The organism is Moorella thermoacetica (assembly GCF_001267405.1).
In the GTDB taxonomy this organism is placed as follows: domain Bacteria; phylum Bacillota; class DSM-521; order Neomoorellales; family Neomoorellaceae; genus Neomoorella; species Neomoorella thermoacetica.
Genome location: NZ_CP012369.1, coordinates 541,300 through 565,950, shown reverse-complemented (window position 1 = coordinate 565,950; position 24,651 = coordinate 541,300). Strand labels below are relative to the sequence as shown.

The window sequence follows — 24,651 nt, the reverse complement described above, 5'->3', positions numbered from 1 at the left end:
TCCTTTTGCCCTGGAACTCATGGCCAGTCCCCCTGACGCCTATTAATTCCTCTTATAATGCGTACCAGGGTTCCTGTTCCTGTTGGGAGGCCAGGACCATCACCTCGCGCTCCTGCAACTGTTCCTGGAGATAGGTCACCAGGGCCGGGACAATCAGCCTTTCGGTGGCGAAATGGCCGGCGTCGACGACGGCCAGGCCCATGGCCTGGGCCGTGCGGGCTTCGTGGTACTTGAGGTCCCCGGTGACCAGGACTTCCGCCCCCGCATCCCGGGCGGCGGCCATAACGTCGCTGCCGGCGCCGCCGCAGACGGCCACCCTTTTGACCTTACGCTCCCGGTCGCCCACCAGGTTGACCCGGCCGGCCCCCAGGGACTCCTTCACCCGCAGGGCGAATTCCTCCAGGGTGACGGCCTGGGGCAGCACGCCGGTGCGGCCGATGCCCTGGGCCGGTCCTTCGTTGGCCAGGGGGTACACGTCATAGGCCACTTCCTCGTAGGGGTGGGCTTTCAGCAGGGCCCGCAGGACCTCCGGCAGCCGGCCGGTGGGGATGATGGTCTCCAGGCGGTACTCTTTGACCTCCGCCAATTTGCCCTCTTCACCGGTATAGGGACGGGTGCCGGCCAGGGGCATGAAGGTGCCGGTACCGGCCACCCGGAAGGTGCAGTCGGAGTAGTTGCCGATCCAGCCGGCTCCGGCCCGGGTGAGGGCTTCGCGAACGACCTTTTCGTGGTCTTCGGGGACGAAGGTGACGAGCTTGTAATACTTCTCACGGTGGGTGGGGACCAGGACCCGGATGTCCTCCAGCTCCAGCCTGGAGGCCAGGTGGTAGCTGACCCCCAGGTCGGCGCTATCCATATTGGTGTGGGCCGAGTAGACCATGATGTTATCCTGGAGGAGGCGCCGCACCAGTTCTCCCACGGGCTCGTCAAAGCGCAGGTTCTTCACCGGCCGGAAGAAGAGGGGGTGGTGGCTGATAATCAGGTTAACGGCCCGGGCGGCAGCCTCGGCGGCTACCGACGGGGTTACGTCCAGGCATACCAGGACGCGTCTGACCTCCGCCTCAGGCGAGCCGAGCATGAGGCCGACGTTGTCCCAGCCGGCAGCCAGTTCCGGCGGGGCCAGGGCTTCCATAATGGCTATGATCTCGCCGCACTTTGCAGCCATGTGCTTACCTCCCCTAACTGGAGCAGCAGGCGTTGTAACTCCTCCCGCCGCTCCCGGGCAGCCGCCCTCTGGCTACGGCCGAGTTCCCGGACGGCTGCTGTTAGTTTTTCCATTTTATCCGCAATATAACCGGCGAGGAGGGGATGACGCTTTTGGAGGAGCAGGGGGCCCAGCTCCCACTCCAGGTCGCTGTACTCCGGGCTTACGCCCGGGATGGCGGCCATGATGAAGTAGTAGTGGCCGGCTTCATAAACGAGGTCCTCCTCCAGGAGCCGCCAGCCGCAGGCCGCGAGATAGCGGCGCAAGGGGCCGGCTTGCCCCTGGGGTTGGAGTACCAGGCGCCGCAGCCGCTGCCGGACCTCCGGCCGGGCAGCCAGTATTTCCTGCTGGGTAAGGGCTCCCAGGCCGGCCATGGTCACCGTGTCTACTTCTCCCGGCCGCAGGGGCTCTAGGCCGTCGCCCCGGCGCACCTCAACCCGTCCTGTAAGGCCGGCACCCGTAACGGCGGCCAGGGCGCGGCGGTAAGGCCCCGGCGCCACCTCCACGACGATCACCCGGGGTGAGCGGCCGCTGGCGACCAGGTAAAGGGGCAGTAGAGCGTGGTCGCTACCGATATCGGCGACGCTGCTGCCCCACGGGACAAGGCCGGCCACAACGCGGAGACGGGCCGGCAAGTTAAAACTGGTAGTAGTCATAAGGGCATTTAAAAAGGTCAGCACGCCCCGGTTTCTTTTTGACCTCCAGCTGCTGACCTTGCTCCGACGTTTTTTGGTGGGCCCACCCGGATTCGAACCAGGAACCAACCGGTTATGAGCCGGCAGCTCTACCGTTGAGCTATGGGCCCTTTCTGGCTCCCCGGGCAGAGCTCGAACCTGCAACCACCCGGTTAACAGCCGGGCGCTCTACCATTGAGCTACCGAGGAAAACCACCGTTTATATTATACTCCAGAATGCCACTCCGGTCAACAGCCAGATGTAAGGCTGTCCCCGGGCCGTTGCCTGGAAGGTCCCTGGCCGGCGCCGGATGAGCCAGGGCCAATCTGCCCGGCGTTTTAAACCTGGGACCGGCTTCCGGCGCCAGCCTCCGACTGCCGCTATTCCCCTATTCCAGGTAGTCCTTGAGTTTCTTGCTGCGGCTGGGGTGGCGCAGCTTGCGCAGGGCCTTGGCCTCGATCTGGCGGATACGCTCCCTGGTGACGCCGAACTCCTGGCCCACTTCTTCCAGGGTGCGGGCGCGGCCGTCATCGAGGCCGAAGCGCAGGCGCAGGACCCGTTTTTCCCTGGGGGTGAGGGAGTTCAGGACCTCCTCTAGCTGCTCCCGCAGGAGCATGAAGGAAGCCGCTTCTGCCGGTGCCTGGGCGTCCTCGTCTTCGATAAAGTCTCCCAGATGGCTGTCTTCCTCCTCGCCGATGGGTGTCTCCAGGGATACCGGTTCCTGGGCGATCTTCTGGATCTCCCGTACCCGTTCTACGGGGATATCCATTTCGTGGGCGATCTCCTCCGGGGTGGGTTCCCGTCCCAGTTCCTGGAGGAGCTGCCGCTGCACGCGGATTAATTTATTGATAGTTTCCACCATATGCACCGGGATCCTGATGGTCCGGGCCTGATCGGCGATGGCCCGGGTGATGGCCTGGCGGATCCACCAGGTGGCGTAGGTGCTAAACTTGTAACCCTTACGGTAGTCGAATTTCTCTACCGCCTTTATAAGGCCCAGGTTGCCTTCCTGGATGAGATCCAGGAAGAGCATGCCGCGACCGACGTAGCGCTTGGCGATGCTGACCACCAGGCGCAGGTTGGCCTCGGCCAAACGGCGCTTGGCTTCTTCGTCGCCGGCCTCCATGCGCTTGGCCAGCTCGATTTCTTCTTCGGGGGTCAGCAGGGGTACCCGGCCAATCTCCTTCAGGTACATCCGCACCGGGTCATCTATGGCTACATTCTCGGGAATGGAGAGATCCAGATCTGTCTCCCCGGCTTCGCTGTCTTCCTTTTCCAGGGCTTCCAGCTCAGCCGCTTCGGGCACCACCTCGATGCCCATATGGCCCAGCTGCTCGTAGATATCGTCAATCTGTTCGGGGGAGAGTTCTATTCCCTGAAGGGCATCCATAATCTCACTGTAAGTTAAGGACCCCTGGCTCTTGCCCTTTTCAATCAGTTCCTTGACCATTTGCTTTTGCTGTTCTTCTTTCACCGTAACTCCCCCCTTCCTAGTTTTAACGAGTTGATGGTTTGCTGGAGGTGAAAGATCTTTCCCTGGAGTTCCCGGACTTGTTCCTGGTCACCTGTGTCTTCCGCCCGGGCCAGGGCGAGCCATAAAGACTTGCTTTGCCGGCGCAACTGCTGGAGCTTCAGCAGGCGGATGGCCTTGTTTACCGCCCGCTCTTCCACCGGCCCCAGATCTTCGGCCAGGGTCAACCGGGCCAGCAGGGCTTCCTGTTGCGGTTCCCTCCCCGGGGTCAGGATACCGGCCAGATCCGGGCCGGTAAGTTCCGGATTCTCCCGGCGTCGCTCCCTGACGGCGGCCACCAGGTCCCTGGCGGCCTGGTCCCGGCACCAGTTTTCCCCGAGTTCGGCGTCAATCCTGGTTGCCAGGGCGGGGCTGGCCAGGTAGGCCCGCAATAAGAATAGTTCTGCCTGGTGGGGGGCCGCAGTCCCTCCAGCCCGGCCGTCCCTGATATACGTGGTTTTTACTGCCCTATCCAGCCGGGCCTCCGGACGGCGAATGTCGTTTAAAATAGCCGTTTCCGATATCCCTGTATAACGGTTGAGGAGGCGGGCGTAGGTCTCCTGTTCTACAGCGTCCCTCACCTGGCGAAGGTAAGGGAGGAGGGCGGTCATGATGGCCTTCCGGCCCGCGGCGGTGCCGGCATCATGCTCGCTGACGGCTTTATGAATCCGGAACTCCATGAGGCCCTGGCTCCCGGCGACCAGTTCCCGGAAGGCCTCCGGCCCGCGGGCGGCCAGGAACTCGTCCGGGTCTTTACCTTCGGGCAATTGCAGCACCCGGACCTGGAGGCCGGCAGCCGCGAGGATATCCAGTCCCCGCAGGGTGGCTGCCTGGCCGGCGGTGTCGGCGTCGTAGGCGATGATTACCTCCCGGGCGTATTTTTTTAATTCCCGGGCCTGGGCTGGAGTCAGGGACGTGCCCAGGGAGGCTACGACGTTGTCAATCCCGTGTTGCCAGGCGGCAATCATATCCATATAACCTTCTACCAGAATGGCCCGGCCCTCTTTGCGAATGCCGGGCAGGGAGAGGTGCAGGCCGAAGAGGTGGTGGCCTTTATGAAATAATATGGTCTCGGGGGAATTTAAATACTTTGGCTGGCCTTCCCCCAGGACGCGGCCACCGAAACCGATGACCCGGCTGCGGCTGTCTTTGATAGGAAACATCAACCTCCCCCGGAAACGGTCGACCAGGCCCCGGGGCGGCCGGCTGAGGCTCAAACCCGCCTGTTCGATCTCTTCCGGCGTAAAGCCCTGGCGCTGCAGGTAGTTGACCAGGACGGCACCGGCATCGGGGGCGAAACCGAGTTCGAACTGGCGTGCCGTAACGCCCTTGATTCCCCTCCTCTGGAGGTAACTCCGGGCCGGAGCCCCGGCCGGGTGCCGGGCCAGGATGCGATAATAAAAGCTGGCAGCTATTGCCCCCAGCCGGTACAAGCGCTCTTTTAGCTCCCGCTGCCGCCGGGCCGCCGGGGTTTCTTCTTCCCCTACCAGCTCGACGCCGGCCCTGGCAGCCAGGGCGGCCAGGGCTTCGGGAAAACTGAGGCCTTCCCGCTTCATGAGGAAAGTCAGGACATCACCGCCGGCGCCGCAGCCGAAGCAATAGAATACCTGCTTGTCGGGACTGACGGTAAAGGACGGTGTTTTTTCGTTATGAAAGGGGCACAGGCCGACATAGGAACGGCCCCGTTTCTTGAGCTGAACGTAGCCACCAATAATTTCCACTATATCTATCCGGTCTTTAACCTCATGAATCACATCCTGGTTGAAGGCGGTTGTCATGGACACCACCTCGATATCTAGTCCCTGGCCACATTAAACTAAAGGACCCGATGCTCATATACAATTCGCTATCAGAACGAAATATCCTCTTTTCCAGCCCTGATTTTCGCTTTTTCCTATTATTTGTCCCGCTTTACCAGATTATACCTTCTCTTACCTGTATATAGCACCTCTGCAGGCGGTAATATTAGCTTACTGGAGGTGGCAACATGGCCAAGGCCGTAGCTTTGATTTTAATCGCCCTCATCGGCGGCAGCACCCTGTATGCCTTTTACCGGGGGGTCATCCTGGCTATTTTCCAGCCTTACTTTAAAACCCGGCAGTAAATCCCCCGGACTGCAACCTTGCCGGAAGTGACGCTGAAAATTCCCCCTCCGGCTGACTTTTAATTATTCTTATGCTATACTATATGTTGAAGGGCAATACCTTCATCCTTTTTAAACCTCCCTTTTTAAATTTTTAGGAGTACCAGCCGGTACTCCTTCTTTTTCCCCGGTTCCTGTATAGGCCGGACGGCCGGCGGTTATAATATTTACCGGAAGGTGAAGGAATCCTGCCGCACGCTTCGTCAACGAGCGGATAGCTTGACGGGCGAAGAGATTCCGGCACCTTCCCTTTTTTAGGTGGGAAAACCCCTGGGGACAAAAATACGGGTGTACTGGAGGATGGCGTAGCTGTCCGTCATGCCGGCGATGTAGTCGCAGGCCCGCCGGGCCAGGTCGTCGCCTGGATTGGCGGCCGGGGGCAGTTCCTCCGGGTTTTCCAGGTAATAACGGTAGAGCTGCTGGAGGAGCCTTTTGGCTTTGCCTTCTTCCGCCTTGGCCCGGGAACCGATATATACTTTTTCGAAAAGGAAGGCGCGCAAGGTGTCGGTCGCCTGCTGGACCTCCGGACTCATGCCGATCTGGCCCATTCGCCAGCTGTGGTGGATGAGGTCGGTGACCATGGTATCGATGCGCTGGCGATGGCTGTCGCCCAGGACCCGCAGGCAGGCCTTCGGGAGCTGTTCCGGCACGATGATCCCGGCCCGGATGGCGTCGTCGATGTCGTGGTTGATATAGGCTATGCGGTCGGCGTAACAGATGATGCGGCCTTCCAGGGTGCCGGGTTTGACCGGGCCGGTATGGTGGGCGATGCCGTCGCGGACCTCCCAGGTAAGGTTCAGGCCCGACCCCCCCTCCAGGACCTCCACCACTCGCAGGCTCTGGAGGTTGTGCTTGAACCCGCCGGGCACGACCTCGTTTAAGGCTTCTTCCCCGGAGTGGCCGAAGGGCGTATGGCCCAGGTCGTGGCCCAGGGCGATGGCCTCGGTAAGGTCTTCATTGAGGCGCAGGGCCCGGGCGATGGTGCGGCTGATCTGGGCTACCTCCAGGGTGTGGGTCAGCCGGGTGCGGTAGTGATCGCCGCCGGGGGCGATAAAAACCTGGGTCTTATGCTTCAGGCGCCGGAATGCCTTACAGTGGATGATACGGTCGCGGTCGCGCTGGTATTCGGTGCGGATGGGGCAGGGCTCCTCCGGTTTCTGGCGGCCCCGGGTGCGGCTGCTGAGGCTGGCCAGGGGGCTCAAAAGGATCTCTTCTCGCTTTTCGGCTTCTTCCCGCAGGAGCATACCCTCACCCCCCTAGGCGCGGTGCCGGCGTAAGGTCATGGTGGCCGCCGCTACCTCCGCCAGGCGCCTGCCCGCCAGGCGCACCCGCCGGATGGCGAATTCGTCGCTGCTCGCCGGAGCCTGGCCGCAGCTGCCCTGGTGCCCGCAGTCGGCTTCCGTATGGCCGTCGCCCACCAGGATCATCCCCTGGACGAGCATCATATCGAAGAGGGCCTTCATGGTGGTCTCCTGGCCGCCGAAGCGGGCGCCGCCGACGGTCACCCCGGCCCCGACCACATTGAGGAGGGCCTTTTCTTTGCGTAAGATGCGGCTTTTATCCCAGAAGGCTTTGAGCTGGGCGGAGACGCTGCCGAAGTAAACCGGGCTGCCCAGGAGGAGGCCGTCGGCCCGCCGCAGGAGATCGAAGGCTTCGCCCAGGCGGTTGTGGCGGGAACAGGCCCCCTGGCAGGGGTTGCTGCACTGGGTGCAGTAAGGTATTTTTTGGTCAGCCATGGCGTCGGCGATATGGATAAGGGCCGTCTCCGCCCCGGCTGCAGCAGCCGCTGCCAGGCCTTCGCGCACTAAAAAGGCGGTATTGCCATCTTTTTTGGGACTACCGTTTAAGCCTACAATAAGCATCTTTGCGATCACCCTTTGCTATTAAGGAGCAAATTTTAGCGTTAAACTTTAATTTCGACATAGTTACTCCTTCTCCTGCCGGACAACTGGAATTTTATCCCGGCGGCCAGTCCTCCCTCACCGTACAGAAAAGCTCAGGCGACGCCCGGTCGGCGCCGCCTGAGCTTTTCTACCTGTTCGCTTTTTAGAGGGGTTCGAAGTTCTCTTTGCCCAGGCCGCAATTGGGGCAGACCCAGTCGTCGGGCAGGTCTTCAAAGGCCGTACCCGGGGCGATGCCGCCTTCGGGATCGCCTTTGGCGGGGTCATAGACGTAGCCGCAGGCCGTGCAGGACCATTTACCCATTTTGCTTCCCTCCCTTTTTAGTACCCGTTACCGCAGATGGCAACGCCGGGATAAGGGTATGTATTCGCTACGATGATGGAATTTCCTGCCGGCGCAGGGCGGCAATGGCCGCCCGGGCCAGCTCGTCGCAGCGGTTGTTTTCCGGGTTGTCGCTGTGGCCTTTGACTTTCAGCCACTCTACCTGGTGCCGGGAAGCCACCTGGAGTAGCTCCCGCCAGAGGTCCTGGTTTTCGACCGGCTGCTTTTTGACGGTGAGCCAGCCGTTCCGCTCCCAACGGGCCAGCCACCCCTGGCGAAAGGCGTTGACCAGGTAGGCGCTGTCGCTGTAAAGATGCACCCGGCAGGGCTCCTTCAGGACCCTGAGGGCAGCGATGGCCGCCGTGATCTCCATGCGCTGGTTGGTGGTGCTGGGCTCGGCGCCGGAGAGTTCTTTGCGTTTGTCACCGTAAATAAGGACGGCGCCCCAGCCGCCGGGACCGGGGTTGCCAGAGCAGGCACCGTCGGTGTAGATGGTTACTTCTTTCATTTATCGGCTGCTGCTTCTCCTTTTGCCCTGCTAAAGGGGCGGATATGGCCCTTTCATTTTACCATAGTTTGCTGGCGGTGCAAGGTGAAAGATTGAATATATGAATGAAGAGAGATATAATTAGTCATATAAAATAGTGCATCCGGTTAAAGCGTTAAAACAAGGGGTGAAAAACGGTACGATGCCAATCATAGCCCGGTTTTATGGCATTATAATCAAGATGTTTTTTAATGAACATCTACCACCCCATTTTCACGCCCTCTATGGTGAGTATAATGCTATTTTTAACATCAACACATTGGAAATGATAGAAGGCGATATGCCGTTACGAGCCCGGAAGCTTGTCGTGGAATGGGCTGAAAATCATCAAAAAGAACTGGAGATAATGTGGGAAACCAAGGAATTTAAGCAGCTTCCTGGTCTGGAGTAGGGGGTGAATATGTGTTTTATCCCAGGATTAAAGATGTTAAACCTTTAAAGGATTATACGTTAATAGTCGCCTTCGATAACGGTCAAATAAAGAAATACGATATGAGACCTTTGATAGCAATGCCTCCTTTCGACATTTTGAAAGATCCCCTTCTTTTTAGTATGGCCAGGGTCGAAGCAGGCGGCTATGGTATTAGCTGGAGCGATGAATTGGATTTGAGCGAGTATGAGCTCTGGGAACACGGGGAATTAATTGCTAACGCCGACGCTCCTCCCGAAGGCTAATGTCTGCTATAAACCCGGAGGCGCTTTAATACTAAATAGTTAACTCAATTTTGTTTTATATATATTGTTTATGTATTATTATTGAACTGTTTCCCGGTTAACCTTAAATATGGAGCCCGCAAGAATTATTTTTATGCAGGTGAGACTTTAATGGGAAAAATCCTGGTCAGCGCCTGCCTGGCAGGCGTAAGGTGTAAATACAGCGGCGGGCACAACCTGGTACCGGTCATTGCCGAACTGGTGCGGCAGGGCAAAGCCGTACCCGTCTGCCCGGAGAGCCTGGGGGGTTTAACCATCCCCCGGCCGCCGGCGGAAATCAAGGGCGGTGACGGCTATGACGTCCTGGCCGGCCGGGCGCGGGTGATGGATAAAGAAGGACGGGATGTGACTGCGGCCTTCATCCAGGGCGCCAGGGCCGCCCTGGCCAGGGCCCGGGAAGTGGGCCCGGAGATAATTGTCCTCAAGGAAAGGAGCCCATCCTGCGGCAGCAAGCTTATCTACGATGGCAACTTTAGCGGCGCGACCCGCCCCGGCCCCGGCGTAACGACGGCCCTTCTACGAGAATATGGGTATAAGGTGATCAGCGAGGAGGAATTTAAGGGCGAGGGTAATCCAAGTCCTTAGCCTTCTTTACCAATTGGTACCAGACGCCTGGTATTACCGCACCCTGGCAAGGAATCGAATTACACTTTACTCGAATTGTGCCTAGAGTAAAGGGCCAAAATATCTTCTTTAAAAGCGGCACCTTCCATGGGGCCTTTACGGGTTACACTTAAAGCTCCAGCTACATTGGCAATTTGTAACGCCTCCTTCAGCCCTTTACCACAGGCCAGGGCAGCAATGAATGCGCCATCAAAACAATCGCCGGCTCCAGTGGGATCTACCTCTTGAACCTTAACGGGCGGCACATGATAGCATTCCTCACCGTAGTAAAGGCTTGCCCCCCGGGCACCATCTTTAAGAACCAGCATGGTACCGTCCCTCTTTTTTAGCCTGGCGATACCCTTTACCAAATCGCCCTCGCCTGAAAGGGCTATCATTTCACTCTTTCCGGCGAGGATTATATCAGCGGCGTCCAGGATGTCGTCATATACATTCTTAATTTCCTGCTCATTGAGCAGCTCAGGGCGGAGATTAGGATCGAAGCTCACCTTTACCTTGTTTTCTTTGGCAATTTTAACTGCCTTCCAGATGGCCTGACGCAAGCTGGCGCTTGCCGTCAAGGAGCAACCCACAACGTGGAGATACTCTGCAGTTTTGATATAGTTTTCATCCACATCTGCTGGCCCTAACTGGCCTGCCGCCGCATGGGGGAAATGAAAAATAAACTTGCGCTCACCATTGGCGTAGTATGTGACAAAAGCCGTCCCTGTTGTATATCCCTTGGTCTTATAAATATGACTTGTATCGACGCCATCATCACGAAGCCTGGTAAGATTTAAAAGGCCAAAATCGTCATCACCGACCCGGGCAATAATACCTGCCTCCACCCCCATCCTTGCCACCTGATCGATAAAAATAGCCGGGGCACCGCTGGGATAAGGCCCCAGGAGTTCGCCCGGAGCAGTAAACTCCTGCCCAGTATATTTTGTCATAATTTCTACCAGGATCTCACCAATAGTTATTACTTTAGCCATTGGTTTTCACCTTCATATTTATGAAATGAAATTCTCCTCCCCGGTAATTAACACTCCACTCAGGCTTTCTTACGGGTGTTGATTTTATCCAGTATTACGGCAATCATAATGATTAAACCCATGGTAATGGACTGCCAGTAAGAGGAGATTTGCAACAGGCTTAAACCGTTGTTAATAACGCCAATGGTCATAATGCCGATAATGGTTTTACCAATACTGCCCTTACCTCCGGAAAGGCTGGTACCCCCCAGCACAACCGCTGCGATCGCATTGAGCTCGTAACCGCTGGCGGCAGCCGGTTGCCCTGTTGCTAAACGGGACGCCAGAGCGACTCCCCCCAGAGCAGAAAGGACGTCGCTGATTACATAAATAATAAGCTTCACCCGGGCAACGTTAATACCGCATAATTTAGCCACTTCTTCGTTGCTCCCGATGGCGTAAATATAACGTCCAAAACAGGTTTTTGATAAGACAATGTGGGCGATAACCAGGCAAAAAATCATAATCAACACGATAACCGGGATAGGGCCAATATACCCCTGACCAATCCAACTAAAGGCCGGGGGCAAGCCGAAAATTGGTTTGCTCTGGGTGTAAACGAAGGCAAACCCCCTGGCGATGCTCAACATAGCGAGGGTGGCTATAAAGGGTTCGACATTAAGTTTCGCAATTGCCAGGCCGGAGATACCGCCACAGACTATACCCACAGCCAGGACACTAAAAATAATTATTACATACATCATCGGCGTACTGGACGGGTACTGTTTAAGCAAAGCCGTAACGACAATACCTGCCAGTGCTGCTACTGAACCCACTGAAAGGTCAATGCCACCGGAAATAATGACAAAGGTCATACCTATAGCTAACAGGGCGTTGATAGAGATCTGAATCAATACATTTAACAAATTTTGGGGCAAGAGGAAAGTCGGAACCAGTATAGAGAGTAGTATACATAAAGCAAGGAATACAAAGATGAAACTATATTCCTTAACAATGCTATTCAGATGGCTATACTTCAACTTAGCGCTATTCGAAATATTGGTCGCTCCATTCATCGTCCTACCCCTTCCCTGCATCAACCGGCTATCTTTCCACATGCCAGTTCCATAATTTTTTCTTCGCTGGCTTCGTGCCGGTCCAGTATACCGGCCACACGGCCCTCATGCATGACTACAATTCGATCACTCATACTTAAAATTTCCGGTAACTCCGAGGATACCATGATGATGCTTCCTCCCTCACTGGTAAAGGAATTCATCAAGTTATAAATCTCGGCCTTGGCGTTAACGTCAATACCGCGGGTTGGCTCATCCAGGAACAGAATTTTGGCATGGGCCGCCAGCCATCTGGCCAGGGCTACCTTCTGCTGGTTGCCACCGCTCAAATTTTTAACAATAGTTTTAGCCGAGGGGGTACGGATACGCATTTTCTTTATATAATCTTCACTCACCTGGTTTTCCCAAAGGAAATTTATAAAACCATAGTTCGATTTATCATATAGACTGGGGAGGGAGATATTATCTTTGACAGATTGTGCCAAGATTACCCCCTGGAGCCGACGGTCTTCAGGGACGAAACCGATTCCATTGCTGATGGCCTCAGCCGGCGAATTGAAAAGTACCTTCTGCCCGTTAAGGTATAGGGAACCGTGTTTTGGCTTTTTAACTCCAAATATGCCCTGTAATACTTCTGTCCGGCCAGCCCCTACCAACCCGGCAATGCCTAAAATCTCACCCTGCCGCAATTCAAAATTGATATCCCAGTATTTCGGGGGATCAGTGAAATCCTTTACCTGCAAAATTACTTCCCCGGGTTTCTGGGCTTTCCGGCTAAAATCTTTGATCTCCCGGCCTACCATTAAAGAAACCCAGTTATATTTCTTCATTTCCTCCCCGACCATGGTTTTTACAAGTTTTCCATCACGTAAAATAGTGAGCCGGTCAGCCAATTCCTCGAGTTCCTTTAAACGGTGGGAAATATAGATAACAGCCACGTTATCCTTTTTTAAGCGCTTGATAATCTTAAACAAGGTCTCAGTTTCACGATCAGAGAGGGAGGAGGTTGGCTCATCCATAATAACCAGTGAGGCATTGCAGGACACAGCCTTGGCTATTTCTACCATCTGTTGCTCGGCTACATTGAGGTCCCGGACCATCGCCCATGGTTTCAGATCAATACCCAGGGAACGGGCGATAGCTATGGTCTCGCTAACCATTTTTTCTTTATCAATAAAAACTCTCGATTTAATGGATTCTCGCCCTAAAAAAATATTTTCAGCTACACTTAAATCCTGAATAAGACTGAGTTCCTGGTGTATAACACTAATCCCTGCATCCAGGGCCTGGCGAGTATTGGTAAACTCCACCGGTTTTTGTTTAAATGTTATGGTACCACAGTCTCTCTGGTAGACTCCGGAGATTATTTTTATTAGTGTTGATTTCCCGGCGCCGTTTTCTCCCAGGAGAGCATGAACTTCCCCGGGATAAATATCCAGGTCGATATTATCGAGGACCTTAATCCCCGAAAAGGATTTTGATATTCCCCTTAGTTGTAAGAGTGGGGAGGCCATGGTATCACCTATTCCTCGAGTTTTTAAAAAGGGAGGCGGGGAAGAAACCCTTGCTGTTTCTTCCCCTTTGGGCTTAATTATTTAGCATTACTGGCATCTACTATTGTAGGCGGAATGAGCACCTGTGGCGGTACAGATTTACCGTTGAAGTAATCAGCGATTAGATCAATTACCTTGCCACCGATTTGATCAGGATGCTGGACAACGTCAGCCACCCAGAGTCCATGGTTCTTGATTTCCTGGATAGCTTCAGGATTACCGTCGAAGCCTATAACTTTAACATTACGGCCAGCTGCTTTAATAGTGGAAACAGCTCCAACAGCAAAGGGATCACCCACGGCGAAAATTAAATCTAAATCCGGGAACTTTAACAGGATATCCTGGGTGAGGTTGGCTGCTTTTTCAGCGCTACCAGAACAATTTTCTACATCGACTACCTTAATGTTCGAATACTCAGCCAGGGCATCTTTGAAACCCTTCTCCCGGTCAACACAGCTCTGTACTTCGGAGTAGGTAATTATAGCAACCTTCCCCTTGCCGTTCAAGACCTTTTCGGCGGCATACTTGGCAGCCAGTTTACCACCCGCGTAGTTGTCGGTGGCGACATGGGATTTTACGTCACCTTCAGCTTTGATATCAATTGTAAATACAGGGATACCTGCTTTTTTAGCTAAGTCAACAGCCGGTGCTATTCCAGCCGAAGCCGTTGGCGCCAAAACAATGGCATCCACTTTTTGAGTTATAAAATCCTGAACCTGGGCCAATTGCTTGTTGCTATCCTGGCTGGCATCCATAATAATGGGTTTAAATTTATACCCCTGGGCTTTTTCCTGGATAGCTTTTTCAATTAAGTTGTAAAAAACGTGTTCCCGGGTCAGAAGGCTAACGCCAATGACCTTCTCTCCGCTCTTTTCTGTGTTCTGGGTCGTTGTTCCGCTGGAGGTTCCAGTTTGGGTATTACCTTGTTTACTGCCGCAACCACCAAGGAGCACGCTGACTCCAATTAGTGTTATTGCGGTAAAAATAAGCATCTTTTTTCGGGTCATTTTAAATAACACGATCCATTCCTCCATTTAATTTTTATTTAATTATAGATTGCTAAAGCCCTAGAACTAATGCTGACCCCTGGTATTACCATCTACCTCCGAGAGTTTCAGTTATGAAGCTCAAGCAGTCGCACCTCATCCAGGAGTTTGTTTACCAGTTCTACCTGGCATTGTCCCGTTTGCCAGCGAGTAGCACTGGCACTGGCGGCTGCCGTTGCCAGCCGGGCTGCACCGGTTACCCCTTCTCCTCTGGCCAATCCTACGGCAAAACCGGCCACAAAGGCATCACCGCAACCGACGGTATTGATGGCCTGAACCCTGGGCGGGATAACTTTAAAGAAATCGTTCTCAGTAGCTACCAGGGCTCCATCCCCACCAAGGGAAAGAACAGCTACCTGGACACCGCTTTCCAGCAGTTTCATTAAAAACTTTTTTTGGTCGTCCACCTCCTTTAACGGATGCCCGGCCAGGGTTTCCGCTTCCTGCTGATTGGGTTTAACCATATAGGGCCTGGCTTTAATCCCCTCTATAAATGCCGCTCCGCTGGTGTCGAGGATAGCCATCGCCCCTGCCTGGTTAATTACCTCAATCAACAGGGAGTAAAAGCCAGGTGCTAATCCCCTTGTGAGGCTGCCGGATATGGTGACCACTTTGCTGCTACTGGCCAGTTCTTTGACTTTATCCACCAGCTTTTGCGCATCGGTCTGACTAACATCGGGCCCTGGTTCCAGGAGCTCGGTCTGCGTTTTCCCTACCGGGTCCAGGATATTAATGCAGATGCGCGATTCGCCTTCTATTACGACGAAATCCTCCTTCATTCCCTCCCTCGCCATTATTTCTTTGATATAGCTACCGGTGTATCCGCCAATAAATCCTGTAGCTATCACCTCCTCGCCGAGATTATGAATTACCCGAGCGACATTGAGTCCCTTGCCGCCTGCTTGGGCTAGCACTTGTTTAACGCGAAAGACACCATTTAAACTAAAATTGTCTACAATGTATGTTTTATCAATAGCTACGTTGGTAGTGACAGTCGTAATCATTCGGTCCTGCTCTCCAAAGTTAAAAGGTATTTGATATTATCGATAATCTCCACAGGGGTAGGATCTACTCCCCTTATAAGGGCCAGGTAAAGGGAGATAAAATCCCCTAAATATACCAGGGAAAAAAGACGGGCCAGGCGTGATTTACCCACTGACGCTACTTTTCTCACCCCGGCTGCCCGGGAAGCCAGGAGCTCCTGTGAGATCTCTATACGCCGGGTTGTTTCTAATCTATCCTCGGCATCCTGCAAAAACGTAAAGTAAAAATGGCGCAAGTATGACTGAGGTGCATCCCATCCCGCCACTTCATCATGATGAAGGGCCGGGAGGGCATTATACATGGCTAAAAGCTTGCTATTCTCTGCAAATTGGTTTTTCCATCTGCTGGCCACAGCGATAGTTAAAGGCAGGGAACCATAGACAACAGGGACATAGCCTGCCATCTCGTAAGCCATGCTTTTCGCCAGGTTATCTTTAGCAGGGACAATGGGTCCGTACTGACCACCGAGTTCAGATAAAATGTTAATGGTTTCTTTTACTTCTGCCGATTTATCACCGACAAATCCTAGTCGCTGTAACAGTCCCAGCAAGGGGAGAAAAATATACCCAACGGCGATACGGGGCATCATTCCGCCAGGAATGAGTAGATACGGGTGTTTATTTCCCCGGGCCAGGGATAATAATTTCCCCCCGGAGGTGAGGACAATGATCTGAGCCTCTGTTGTACAAACCTGATGATAAGCATTAAGTATCTCTTCGGTCTTACCAGAATGGCTGACAACAACAACCAGGGTGCGATTGTCAATACTAGCCGGTATGGTATATCCCCGGTTCAGAAAAAGGGGGATTTTAATTTCATCAAAGAGATACGATGCCAGAAGATCTACACTTGCTGCCGAGCCGCCGCCGGTACCAAGGAACATAATTTGTCTAATCTCATCCCGAGAAAGGTTTTCCGGCCAACGACCGGCCAGTTCCCAGGCCTCCCTGAACTGGTGGGGGTAGTTAATAGTTTCCTGAAGGGCTTGACCACTATCCAGTTTAGAGAGGGTGTGAAGATCGTCTAAATCAACATACACCGCCCGTGTTCCCTCTTCTCTTAATCAATTTTCTACTAGTGACCCCCTTCGGTGAACCGCCCATCTCAGGCTCGCCCAGCTGCGCCGAATAGCCTTATCTTTGCCAGAGCAACTTCCTTTACCCGGTTACGGGCCGGATTCAGGTAACGCCGAAGATCGTTCTCTTCCGGGTTAGATAAAAGGGTTTCTCTAAGAGCGGCAGCCATGGCCAGCTTGAGATCGGTAGCAATATTGATTTTACTGATCCCCAGTTGAATACAGCGGGTGATAGCCTCATCGGGAACGCCGGAAGCGCCGTGGAGAACCAGGGGTAATTTTACTTTGGCTGCTATGGATGCCAGGCGTTCAAAATCAAGGCGGGGTTCCCCCTGATATACACCATGGGCCGTGCCAATGGCAATGGCTAAAGAGTCTATCCCGGTAGCTTCTACAAAAGTAACAGCTTCGGCGGGATCAGTATAGTAAACGTCTTTCGCCCGGACCTGGAGTTCCTCCTCGCGACCACCTATACGGCCGAGCTCTGCTTCAACTGCCACCCCTCTGTTTCTGGCCATAGTTACTACCTGCCGGGTAAGGCGAATATTCTCATCCCAAGGTAACTTTGACCCGTCGAACATTACCGAAGAAAAACCGGCTTCAATACAGAGAGCTATCATGTCTAAATCCTGGGAATGATCCAGGTGCAGAGCTATTGGTATACCCGCCCTCCTGGCGGCTGCCCGGGCCATGGCCACCAGGAAGTCCGCTCCGGCAAATTTAACTGTACCCGGCGTGGCTTGGAGAATTACCGGCGCCTTAGCCTCGATAGCCGCCTCTACCACGGCCCACAGGGTTTCCAGGTTGTGAATATTAAAGGCACCTACTGCATAACCGTTCTCTCGTGCAGCTTGTAATACTTCCCTGGGATTTACTAATTCCACAACAAGATCTCCTTTCTGCAGCAATATACTTAAGCAACAATTACTTCGATGCCACGCCTGGTAAGTTCTTCTATAAAATCGCGGGGAGCATTGCTGTCGGTAATAAAGGTATTAACTGCAGAAATGGGCGCAAAGCGCGATAAAGTTACCCGGCCGATTTTGGAATGATCAGCCAGGACGATCACCCGATCGGCAGCAGCAACCATTAAGCTATTTGTATGGGCCTCGGTCATATTAGGTGTCGTAAGGCCGTGTTCAATACTTATACCGTTAACACCCAGAAATGCCTTCTGGACATGAATCTCCCGCAGTACCCTTTCCGTGAGGGAACCGACCATGGCATAAGACTTAGTACGCATATTTCCACCTGTCAGCACCAGGTTGATACCCTCACTATGCGCCAGTTCCATGGCAATGTTGACAGTATTGGTTACTACAGTAAGATTATTATGGTTCTTTAGTAACTGGGCCAGGGCAGTAATGGTAGTACCTGCATTAAGAAGAATAGTATCTCCATCCAGAACAAGCTCAGCAGCCTTGCGGGCAATGGCTAACTTTTCAGCCGAAAATTTATTGATTTTCTCCATAAAAGAGGGTTCCTCATCGCTTCCGCCGCGAACCGGCACTGCCCCTCCATGGGTACGGGTAAGAAACCCTTCCCTCTCGAGGGTTTCGAGATCCCGGCGAATGGTCATCGGCGATACTCCCAACTCCCGGCTGAGCTCATTTACACTCAGCGGCATTCCTGAGCTGATTTTATCGATAATGATTTTACGTCGTTGTGCCGAGATCATGATGCCCCACCCTGTATTGTTTTGTTAATTTATGTTTTCTTGTTAAACATATTCGCTAAAAAACGAACATCTCCTGCTGGTTATTAAAACTTTTTTATTAAATTTTTATGGTAATATTAAGGAACCTTTCATAGACAAAGAAAGGCTGCTGACCGGTATGGTCAACAGCCTTTGGGCCAACTTATCTTGTTCCCTTACTTTCCTTTCTTTTCCTTCAAAGCGGCCTGGGCGGCGGCCAGTCTCGCTACCGGCACCCGGAAGGGTGAGCAGCTGACGTAGTTCAAGCCGATCTGGTGGCAGAACTCCACCGAGCTGGGTTCGCCGCCGTGCTCGCCGCAGATGCCGATTTCCAGCTTGGGATTGGTGCTGCGGCCCAGTTCGACGGCCATCTTCATGAATTTGCCCACGCCGTCGCGGTCGAGGACGATGAAGGGGTCTTCTTTCAAGATCTTCTCGTCGACATACTGGTGCAGGAACTTGCCTTCAGCGTCGTCGCGGCTGAAGCCGAAGGTGGTCTGGGTCAGGTCGTTGGTGCCGAAGGAGAAGAACTCGGCTTCCCTGGCGATTTCATCGGCTGTGGCGCAGGCCCGCGGCATTTCGATCATGGTGCCGACCTTGTAATCGAAATCGACACCGGTTTCCTTTTTGACGGCCGCGGCTACCTCGTCAACCATGGCGTGGAGGCGCTGTAACTCGTTGACGTGGATAACCAGGGGAATCTCTACTTCAGGCAGGACCTTGACGCCCTCTTTCACCAGCTGGGCCACCGCCTGGAAGATGGCTCGCACCTGCATGGCGTAGATCTCCGGGTAGGTGATGCCTAAACGGCAGCCGCGGTGCCCGAGCATGGGGTTGAATTCGTGGCGCGCCCGGACTTCCCGCAGGAGGGCCTGTTTTTCTTCCAGCTCTTTGGAGTCGCCGTTTGTCGCCTGGAGCCTTGTGACGTCGACCAGGAGTTCTTCAATATTGGGCAAGAACTCATGCAGGGGCGGATCGAGGAGCCGGATGGTGACCGGCAGGCCCTCCATGGCCTTCAAGATACCGTAAAAGTCGCCCTGCTGCATCGGCAGGAGCTTATCCAGGGCAGCCTGCCGTTCTTCTTTGGTCTTGGCGAGAATCATCTGCTGGACAACAGGCAGGCGATCGACCTGCATAAACATATGCTCGGTACGGGTGAGGCCGATGCCATCGGCGCCGAATTCCCGGGAGCGCCTCGCGTCTTCCGGCGTGTCGGCGTTGGCGCGGACTTTGAGGCGCCGGAAGGAATCGGCCCACTCCAGGATGGTTTCAAATTCCCCTGTGAGCTGGGGGTCGATGAGGGGCACTTCACCCAGCATGACGTTGCCGGTGGAGCCGTCGATGGAAATGACGTCACCTTCTTTGACCACCAGGTCGCCGATGAAGAAGCGTTTGTTTTCGACGTCTATTTTAATGGCGTCGCAACCGGTGACCGCCGGTTTGCCCATGCCCCGGGCGACTACGGCTGCATGGCTGGTCATGCCGCCCCGGGCCGTGAGAACCCCCTGGGCCTGGACAATGCCGTGGATATCGTCGGGAGTGGTCTCGGTACGTACCAGGACGACCTTCTGGCCGTCGAGGCCCATTTTTTCGGCATCGTCGGCGTCAAAGACCACCTGGCCGGAGGCGGCACCGGGGGAAGCCGGCAGACCCTTGGCCACCACTTCCAGTTTGGCGCTGGGGTCGATACGCCGGTGCATGAGCTGGATTAATTGATCGGCGTCGACGCGCAGGACGGCTTCTTCTTTGGTAATCAGGCCCTCATTGACCATGTCGACGGCGATTTTGACAGCCGCGGCCGCCGTCCGTTTACCATTGCGGGTCTGGAGGATAAAGAGCTTGCCCTTTTCGATGGTAAACTCGATATCCTGCATATCGCGGTAGTGTTTCTCCAGCAGCTGGCAGATGTCTTCAAACTGGCGGTAAACTTCCGGCATTTCTTCCTTCAGGCTGCTGATGGGCTTAGGTGTGCGGATACCGGCCACCACGTCTTCGCCCTGGGCGTTGATGAGATACTCGCCGTAAATACCCTTCTCGCCGGTGGAGGGGTTGCGGGTGAAGGCCACGCCGGTGCCGCTGGTGGGACCCATGTTGCCGAAGGCCATGGTCTGGACATTGACGGCGGTGCCCAGGTCATCGGGGATCTTGTTGATCTTGCGGTAGACAATGGCCCGGGGGTTGTTCCAGGAATCAAAGACGGCACGGATGGCCATGTAAAGCTGCTCCCGGGGGTCCTGGGGGAAGTCCCGGCCGCTGCGGCTCTTGACGACGTCCTTGTACTCGGCGATAACTTCCCGCAAGGCATCGGGGGTGAGTTCATGGTCGAACTTTACGCCCAGGCGTTCTTTATGTTTTTCGAGTACGGCTTCAAAATCGTTATGTTCGATACCCAGGACGACGTTACCGAACATCTGGATAAAACGGCGATAGCAGTCCAGGGCGAAGCGCTCGTCGCCCGTCTGGGCGGCCAGGCCCTTGACGGAATTGTCGTTCAGCCCCAGGTTCAGGATGGTATCCATCATGCCGGGCATGGAAACAGGTGCCCCGGAACGGACGGAGACCAGGAGCGGGTTTTCGGGGTCGCCGAGCTTTTTACCATTGATGGCTTCCAGGTCCTTTAAGCGGGCGGCGACTTCCTCTTCCAGGCCCTCCGGGAATTGCTGGCCGAGACGATTGTACTCGTTACAGGCCTCGCAGGTGATGGTAATCCCCTGGGGTACCGGCAGGCCGATGTTGGTCATTTCGGCGAGATTCGCGCCTTTACCGCCAAGAAGCAGGCGCATGTCGGCCTTGCCTTCGCTGAACAGGTAGACGTACTTCTTACTTGCCATTTCTTTCCCTCCGATAATAGATTTGGAGTATTTTACCGGCCGTTTCTTCAACGGCCTTATTGATAACATTGATTACCGGACAGCCGAGCTGGTCCATGACCCTGCGGGCGTAGGCCAGTTCCTCTTCGATACGTTCCCTGGTGGCGTAGCCGGCCGGTCCCGGCAGCCCCAGGGTTTTCAGGCGTTCCTGGCGGATCTGATAGAGGAGCCCGGCGTCAATGGTCAGCCCTATTATCTTTTCCGGCGGCAGGTTGAGCAATTCTCCCGGCAGGGGTACTTCCGGCACCAGGGCGAGATTCGCGGCCCGCAAGCGCTTATGGGCCAGGTACATACACACCGGCGTTTTGGAGGTGCGGGACACTCCGATGAGGACCAGATCGGCGTGGCTCAGGCCCCGGATATCTTTGCCGTTATCATATTTAACGGCAAAATCAATGGCCTCCATTTTGCGGAAGTAGTCTTCGTCGGTACGGCGAATCAGGCCCGGCTCCAGCCGGGGCCGGCCGCCAGTAACCCGGGTGATGGCGTCCATCAGGGGGCCCAACAGGTCTACCGCCTCGAGGCCCCGGGCTGCCGCCAGTTCCAGGAGCTTCTTTTTTAAGTCCGGTAGTACCAGGGTGAAGGCGATGATCCCCTGTTCCTGGGCGGCTTCGTTGACTACCTCCTCCAGGTGGTCAAGGTCGGTAACATAGGGCACCCGGCGGATGTCCAGCCCGCCGCCGTCGAACTGGCTGGCTGCCGCCCGGGCGACATACTCGGCCGTCTCCCCCAGGGAGTCTGAGATCACGTAAATAACGCCGATGGTAACCCCTCCTTTACTTGGAAGTCGGAGTCCGGAAGCCAGACAGAAATGGGCTCCGGCCCTATTACCCATCGAGTAAATGTTTTGTGAATGGAGGTGATAGATACCCGCCGGGATATAGCTCCTTGCTAGGATCTGCCTTCTCCCAGTTCTACAAAGAGATTGGTTATGGTGGTCTTGGTAATGCGTCCTAATACTTTTAATTTTTTCCCTTGACCATTAACAGGACGTACTACCGGCAAGGCATCCACCTCGTGTTCGATAATCTTGCGAGCCGCTGCCAGTACCGGTTCATCAGGGGTGGTGCAAATAATATTGGGCATCCGGGTCATAATTACCGAAACCGGCATCTTCTGGAGATCACCGCCGCCGATGGCTGCTTTCAGCAGGTCCTTGCGGGAGACGACCCCCTCCAGGTGACCTTCGTCGTCAACCACCATCAGGGTACCTACGTCCTCCAGGAACATGGAGACAATGGCCTCATAAACCGAAGCCCCGGCCCGGATGACCCGGGGCAGGCCTTTGATATTGCCTACTCTGATCTTTTTGATTTCTTCGGCTACCAGGGCCTGGGAGGGCTTGCTGCTCAAAAAGTAGCCCACCCGGGGGCGGGCTTCCAGGATACCAGCCATGGTCAAGATGGCCAGATCGGGACGCAGGGTGGCCCGGGTAAGATTGAGCTCTGCGGCAATCTGCTGGCTGGTGATGGGCCCGGAACGCTTGACAATAGCTATTATCTGTTCCTGCCGCGGGGAAAGCTGCATCCCTCACCCCTCCCCTTCGTCCCGTTGTATACTTTGTAATGTATACCACATGGCCCGCCTTTTTCCTTCCTGGCAACCAAATTTTTTTATGGAACCAGGCGAGAGAAGTCGGCTATCTGAAAAACCAGGTTGACAATTGCCTGGAGGAGGGCCAGGCGGTTATTCCGGACTTCCATATCGGGCGCCATGACCAGGACGTTATCGAAGAAGGCATCAATGGGCCCCCGGAGGGCGGCCATGGCCTTTAAAGCAGCCAGGTAATCCCCTGCCCGGAGCCGGGGTTCAGCCTGGTGCCGGGTTTCCATCAGGGCCCGATAGAGTTCTGCCTCTGCCTTTTCCTGCAACGCCTCAGGCCGGAGATGGTATTTTTCCCTGGCCTGGCGGGCCAGGTTAAAGGCGCGGGTAAAAGCCGTCTGCAGGGCGGCAAAACCTTCTTCTTCCCTGAAGGCGCTCAAATCCCTGGTGCGATGATAAGCTGCCGCCAGGTCATCGCTGCCTGCCGCCAGGCAGGCCTGAATTACATCGTAGCGGTAGCCTTTTTCCTCTAGGAGGTGCTCCAGGCGCTGACGGCAAAACTGGACCAATTGCTCCTGGACGACATCCAGGGGCCTGGCCAGCTGGATACCGCCGGCAGTATAGCCTTCGTAGGCGGCGGCAATACTCGCGGTCAGGGAAAACTTTAAATTGAACTCCACGGCTATGGTTACCACGCCCGTGGCCTGGCGCCGCAGGGCATAAGGATCCTGGGAACCGGTGGGGATGAGGCCGGCCCCGAAGCAACCAACCAGAGTATCCAGCCGGTCGGCCAGGCCAACGACCATGCCGGTGAGGGAATCCGGTAACCGGTCGCCGGCAAAGCGCGGCCAGTAGTGCTGGCGGATACCCTGGCATACTTCAGCCCTTTCGCCGTCGTGGGCGGCATAATAAGAGCCCATGATGCCCTGGAGTTCGGGGAACTCGTAGACCATGGCCGTAACCAGGTCGGCCTTGGCTAGTTCAGCCGTACGTTCCACCAGGGGAACCAGTTCGGCCGGGAGGTCCAGGGTATTGACCAGATTTACGGCCAGGCGCTGCAGGCGCCTGGTTTTGGCCAGCATGGTGCCCAGGCTCTCCTGGAAGACGATCTCTTCCAGTTTGGGGACTTTGGCTGCCAGGGGCGTTTGCCGGTCTTCCTGGTAGAAGAAGGCCGCGTCGGCCAGCCGGGCTGCCAGTACCCTTTCATTGCCCCGGCTGATGTTCTCCAGGTGGTCGGCAGTGCCGTTATGGACGGTAATAAAACGGGGCAGGAGTTCACCCTGCGCGTTCCAGACGGGGAAGTAGCGCTGGTGGTCGCGCATGGGTGTAATGACTACCTCCTGGGGCAGCTTCAAGTACTCGGGGTCGAAGTGGCCGGCCAGGGCCGTGGGGTATTCGACAAGGTAGGTTATCTCCTCCAAAAGTTCCGGGTCCTTCTCCACCCGGCCACCTTCACGGCTGGCCAGGCCGGTAATCTGCTCCCAGATAAGCTGCCGGCGGCGGTGCTGGTCCACCAGGACGTAGTTTTCCTCCAGAACCTGGAAGTAAGCGCTGGCAGTTGGTACCTGGTGGGGACCGGGAGCCAGGAAGCGGTGGCCGTAAGTCTGGTTGCTGGCAGTCAGGCCGGCCAGTTCCACGGGTATGACCTCGCTACCAAAGAGCGCCAGGAGCCAGCGGATGGGCCGGGCGAAGCGTATCTCAAGGGAGCCCCAGCGCATGGGTTTGGGGAAACTCAAGGCGTTAACCACGGCCAGGAGCAGTTCCGGCAGGACTGTCACCGCCGGCCGGCCCTGTTCCCTCTTGATGGCAAAGACGTACTGGCCGCCATTATACTCCCGGGTTACCAGTTCCTCGACGGCGACGCCCATGCTCCGGGCGAAACCCAGGGCGGCCTTCGTCGGCTGGCCGTCGGCGGTAAAGGCGGCCTTTACCGGCGGCCCTTTGATTTCCTGGACCAGTTCCTCCTGGTTTTCCGCCAGGGCGGTTAGATAAAGGGCCAGGCGCCGGGGTGTGCCATAGGTGGCTACCTTCTGGCAGGGCAGGCGGTATTCCTGCAGGAGCTGGCTGGCTACGGCGGCCATTTGCTCCAGAGCCGGGTTCATAAAGCGGGCAGGAATCTCTTCCGTACCGATTTCAAAGATTAAATCGCGGGCCAT

The 24,651-nt window shown here is 55.4% G+C and carries 23 protein-coding genes and 2 tRNA genes; 3 read left to right on the top strand and 22 right to left on the bottom strand.

Features of this window, described 5'->3' with window-relative positions; all coding sequences use genetic code 11:
- Positions 1-52: 52 nt before the first annotated feature.
- The 10 genes from MOTHE_RS02830 to rnhA form a co-directional block, all read right to left on the bottom strand.
- Positions 53-1,165, bottom strand: coding sequence for a Nif3-like dinuclear metal center hexameric protein (locus MOTHE_RS02830; RefSeq protein ID WP_011392163.1), 1,113 nt, complete (start codon positions 1,163-1,165; stop codon positions 53-55).
- The gene (locus tag MOTHE_RS02825) at positions 1,138-1,884 is read right to left on the bottom strand and encodes a tRNA (adenine(22)-N(1))-methyltransferase (RefSeq protein WP_053094635.1); all 747 of its coding nucleotides are present in this window, start codon (positions 1,882-1,884) and stop codon (positions 1,138-1,140) included. Before MOTHE_RS02825 ends, MOTHE_RS02830 begins: the two co-directional genes overlap by 28 nt.
- Before the next feature lie 50 nt (positions 1,885-1,934).
- Positions 1,935-2,009: transfer RNA gene (locus tag MOTHE_RS02820), tRNA-Ile, on the bottom strand.
- 4 nt (positions 2,010-2,013) lie between these two features.
- Positions 2,014-2,088 (bottom strand) — tRNA-Asn (locus tag MOTHE_RS02815).
- Between the two features lie 179 nt (positions 2,089-2,267).
- Positions 2,268-3,353, bottom strand: coding sequence for an RNA polymerase sigma factor RpoD (rpoD, locus tag MOTHE_RS02810; RefSeq protein WP_011392161.1), 1,086 nt, complete (start codon positions 3,351-3,353; stop codon positions 2,268-2,270).
- On the bottom strand, positions 3,350-5,167 hold the full coding sequence (dnaG, locus tag MOTHE_RS02805) for a DNA primase (protein ID WP_011392160.1): 1,818 nt from the start codon (positions 5,165-5,167) through the stop codon (positions 3,350-3,352). The genes rpoD and dnaG overlap by 4 nt, the downstream gene beginning before the upstream one ends.
- Positions 5,168-5,786: 619 nt before the next feature.
- Positions 5,787-6,776: a deoxyguanosinetriphosphate triphosphohydrolase gene (locus tag MOTHE_RS02800; RefSeq protein ID WP_011392159.1), complete on the bottom strand. Its 990-nt coding sequence runs from the start codon at positions 6,774-6,776 to the stop codon at positions 5,787-5,789.
- A gap of 12 nt (positions 6,777-6,788) precedes the next feature.
- On the bottom strand, positions 6,789-7,394 hold the full coding sequence (locus MOTHE_RS02795) for a flavodoxin family protein (protein WP_011392158.1): 606 nt from the start codon (positions 7,392-7,394) through the stop codon (positions 6,789-6,791).
- A 184-nt stretch (positions 7,395-7,578) separates the two neighbouring features.
- Complete coding sequence (gene rd, locus MOTHE_RS02790) at positions 7,579-7,737, bottom strand: rubredoxin (protein WP_011392157.1); 159 nt, start codon at positions 7,735-7,737, stop codon at positions 7,579-7,581.
- Between the two features lie 67 nt (positions 7,738-7,804).
- A complete protein-coding gene (rnhA, locus tag MOTHE_RS02785; protein ID WP_011392156.1) occupies positions 7,805-8,263 on the bottom strand; it encodes a ribonuclease HI in 459 nt (152 codons plus the stop codon).
- A 181-nt stretch (positions 8,264-8,444) separates the two neighbouring features.
- Between rnhA and MOTHE_RS02780 the strand changes: the two genes are divergently transcribed.
- The 3 genes from MOTHE_RS02780 (at position 8,445) to MOTHE_RS02770 (ending at position 9,601) form a co-directional block, all read left to right on the top strand.
- Positions 8,445-8,693 (top strand): DUF4160 domain-containing protein, encoded by a 249-nt coding sequence (locus MOTHE_RS02780; protein WP_053094634.1) that lies wholly within the window; start codon positions 8,445-8,447, stop codon positions 8,691-8,693.
- Positions 8,694-8,704: 11 nt separating this feature from the next.
- Positions 8,705-8,977 carry a DUF2442 domain-containing protein gene (locus MOTHE_RS02775; protein WP_011392154.1) on the top strand — a complete coding sequence of 91 codons (273 nt, stop codon included), beginning with the start codon at positions 8,705-8,707 and terminating at the stop codon, positions 8,975-8,977.
- A 150-nt stretch (positions 8,978-9,127) separates the two neighbouring features.
- Positions 9,128-9,601, top strand: a complete 474-nt coding sequence (locus MOTHE_RS02770; protein ID WP_011392153.1) for a 2-thiouracil desulfurase family protein — start codon at positions 9,128-9,130, stop codon at positions 9,599-9,601.
- 59 nt (positions 9,602-9,660) lie between these two features.
- On the opposite strand, the gene MOTHE_RS02765 is transcribed toward MOTHE_RS02770, so the two are convergent.
- From MOTHE_RS02765 to glyS, 12 genes are all read right to left on the bottom strand, one after another.
- Complete coding sequence (locus MOTHE_RS02765) at positions 9,661-10,614, bottom strand: sugar kinase (protein ID WP_011392152.1); 954 nt, start codon at positions 10,612-10,614, stop codon at positions 9,661-9,663.
- 59 nt (positions 10,615-10,673) lie between these two features.
- Positions 10,674-11,669 (bottom strand): ABC transporter permease subunit, encoded by a 996-nt coding sequence (locus MOTHE_RS02760; protein ID WP_053094633.1) that lies wholly within the window; start codon positions 11,667-11,669, stop codon positions 10,674-10,676.
- Between the two features lie 20 nt (positions 11,670-11,689).
- A complete protein-coding gene (locus MOTHE_RS02755) occupies positions 11,690-13,183 on the bottom strand; it encodes a sugar ABC transporter ATP-binding protein (protein WP_053094632.1) in 1,494 nt (497 codons plus the stop codon).
- Between the two features lie 77 nt (positions 13,184-13,260).
- Positions 13,261-14,241 (bottom strand): substrate-binding domain-containing protein, encoded by a 981-nt coding sequence (locus tag MOTHE_RS02750; protein ID WP_080997168.1) that lies wholly within the window; start codon positions 14,239-14,241, stop codon positions 13,261-13,263.
- 95 nt (positions 14,242-14,336) lie between these two features.
- The gene (gene pfkB / locus MOTHE_RS02745) at positions 14,337-15,272 is read right to left on the bottom strand and encodes a 1-phosphofructokinase (protein ID WP_011392148.1); all 936 of its coding nucleotides are present in this window, start codon (positions 15,270-15,272) and stop codon (positions 14,337-14,339) included.
- Positions 15,269-16,351 (bottom strand): bifunctional phosphoglucose/phosphomannose isomerase, encoded by a 1,083-nt coding sequence (locus MOTHE_RS02740; RefSeq protein ID WP_011392147.1) that lies wholly within the window; start codon positions 16,349-16,351, stop codon positions 15,269-15,271. The genes pfkB and MOTHE_RS02740 overlap by 4 nt, the downstream gene beginning before the upstream one ends.
- A 65-nt stretch (positions 16,352-16,416) precedes the next feature.
- Positions 16,417-17,271 carry a class II fructose-1,6-bisphosphate aldolase gene (gene fba / locus MOTHE_RS02735; RefSeq protein ID WP_011392146.1) on the bottom strand — a complete coding sequence of 285 codons (855 nt, stop codon included), beginning with the start codon at positions 17,269-17,271 and terminating at the stop codon, positions 16,417-16,419.
- A gap of 29 nt (positions 17,272-17,300) precedes the next feature.
- Positions 17,301-18,065, bottom strand: a complete 765-nt coding sequence (locus MOTHE_RS02730) for a DeoR/GlpR family DNA-binding transcription regulator (RefSeq protein WP_011392145.1) — start codon at positions 18,063-18,065, stop codon at positions 17,301-17,303.
- A 194-nt stretch (positions 18,066-18,259) separates the two neighbouring features.
- Positions 18,260-20,914, bottom strand: coding sequence for a pyruvate, phosphate dikinase (gene ppdK, locus MOTHE_RS02725; RefSeq protein WP_011392144.1), 2,655 nt, complete (start codon positions 20,912-20,914; stop codon positions 18,260-18,262).
- Positions 20,904-21,788, bottom strand: coding sequence for a pyruvate, water dikinase regulatory protein (locus tag MOTHE_RS02720; protein WP_080997167.1), 885 nt, complete (start codon positions 21,786-21,788; stop codon positions 20,904-20,906). Before MOTHE_RS02720 ends, ppdK begins: the two co-directional genes overlap by 11 nt.
- Before the next feature lie 56 nt (positions 21,789-21,844).
- Complete coding sequence (ccpN, locus tag MOTHE_RS02715; RefSeq protein ID WP_053094631.1) at positions 21,845-22,480, bottom strand: transcriptional regulator CcpN; 636 nt, start codon at positions 22,478-22,480, stop codon at positions 21,845-21,847.
- Positions 22,481-22,566: 86 nt separating this feature from the next.
- Entirely contained in the window at positions 22,567-24,651 is a 2,085-nt protein-coding gene (gene glyS, locus MOTHE_RS02710) for a glycine--tRNA ligase subunit beta (RefSeq protein WP_011392141.1), read from the bottom strand.

Coding starts and splice junctions, on each gene's coding strand:
- MOTHE_RS02800 (WP_011392159.1), bottom strand. CDS start 6,776: ATGCTCCTGCGGGAAGAAGCCGAAAAGCGAGAAGAGATCCTTTTGAGC.
- rnhA (WP_011392156.1), bottom strand. CDS start 8,263: ATGAAAGAAGTAACCATCTACACCGACGGTGCCTGCTCTGGCAACCCC.
- rd (WP_011392157.1), bottom strand. CDS start 7,737: ATGGGTAAATGGTCCTGCACGGCCTGCGGCTACGTCTATGACCCCGCC.
- MOTHE_RS02760 (WP_053094633.1), bottom strand. CDS start 11,669: ATGAATGGAGCGACCAATATTTCGAATAGCGCTAAGTTGAAGTATAGC.
- MOTHE_RS02720 (WP_080997167.1), bottom strand. CDS start 21,788: ATGGGTAATAGGGCCGGAGCCCATTTCTGTCTGGCTTCCGGACTCCGA.
- dnaG (WP_011392160.1), bottom strand. CDS start 5,167: ATGACAACCGCCTTCAACCAGGATGTGATTCATGAGGTTAAAGACCGG.
- MOTHE_RS02730 (WP_011392145.1), bottom strand. CDS start 18,065: ATGATCTCGGCACAACGACGTAAAATCATTATCGATAAAATCAGCTCA.
- MOTHE_RS02830 (WP_011392163.1), bottom strand. CDS start 1,165: ATGGCTGCAAAGTGCGGCGAGATCATAGCCATTATGGAAGCCCTGGCC.
- ccpN (WP_053094631.1), bottom strand. CDS start 22,480: ATGCAGCTTTCCCCGCGGCAGGAACAGATAATAGCTATTGTCAAGCGT.
- ppdK (WP_011392144.1), bottom strand. CDS start 20,914: ATGGCAAGTAAGAAGTACGTCTACCTGTTCAGCGAAGGCAAGGCCGAC.
- glyS (WP_011392141.1), bottom strand. CDS start 24,651: ATGGCCCGCGATTTAATCTTTGAAATCGGTACGGAAGAGATTCCTGCC.
- MOTHE_RS02770 (WP_011392153.1), top strand. CDS start 9,128: ATGGGAAAAATCCTGGTCAGCGCCTGCCTGGCAGGCGTAAGGTGTAAA.
- pfkB (WP_011392148.1), bottom strand. CDS start 15,272: ATGATTACGACTGTCACTACCAACGTAGCTATTGATAAAACATACATT.
- MOTHE_RS02765 (WP_011392152.1), bottom strand. CDS start 10,614: ATGGCTAAAGTAATAACTATTGGTGAGATCCTGGTAGAAATTATGACA.
- MOTHE_RS02795 (WP_011392158.1), bottom strand. CDS start 7,394: ATGCTTATTGTAGGCTTAAACGGTAGTCCCAAAAAAGATGGCAATACC.
- MOTHE_RS02755 (WP_053094632.1), bottom strand. CDS start 13,183: ATGGCCTCCCCACTCTTACAACTAAGGGGAATATCAAAATCCTTTTCG.
- MOTHE_RS02780 (WP_053094634.1), top strand. CDS start 8,445: ATGCCAATCATAGCCCGGTTTTATGGCATTATAATCAAGATGTTTTTT.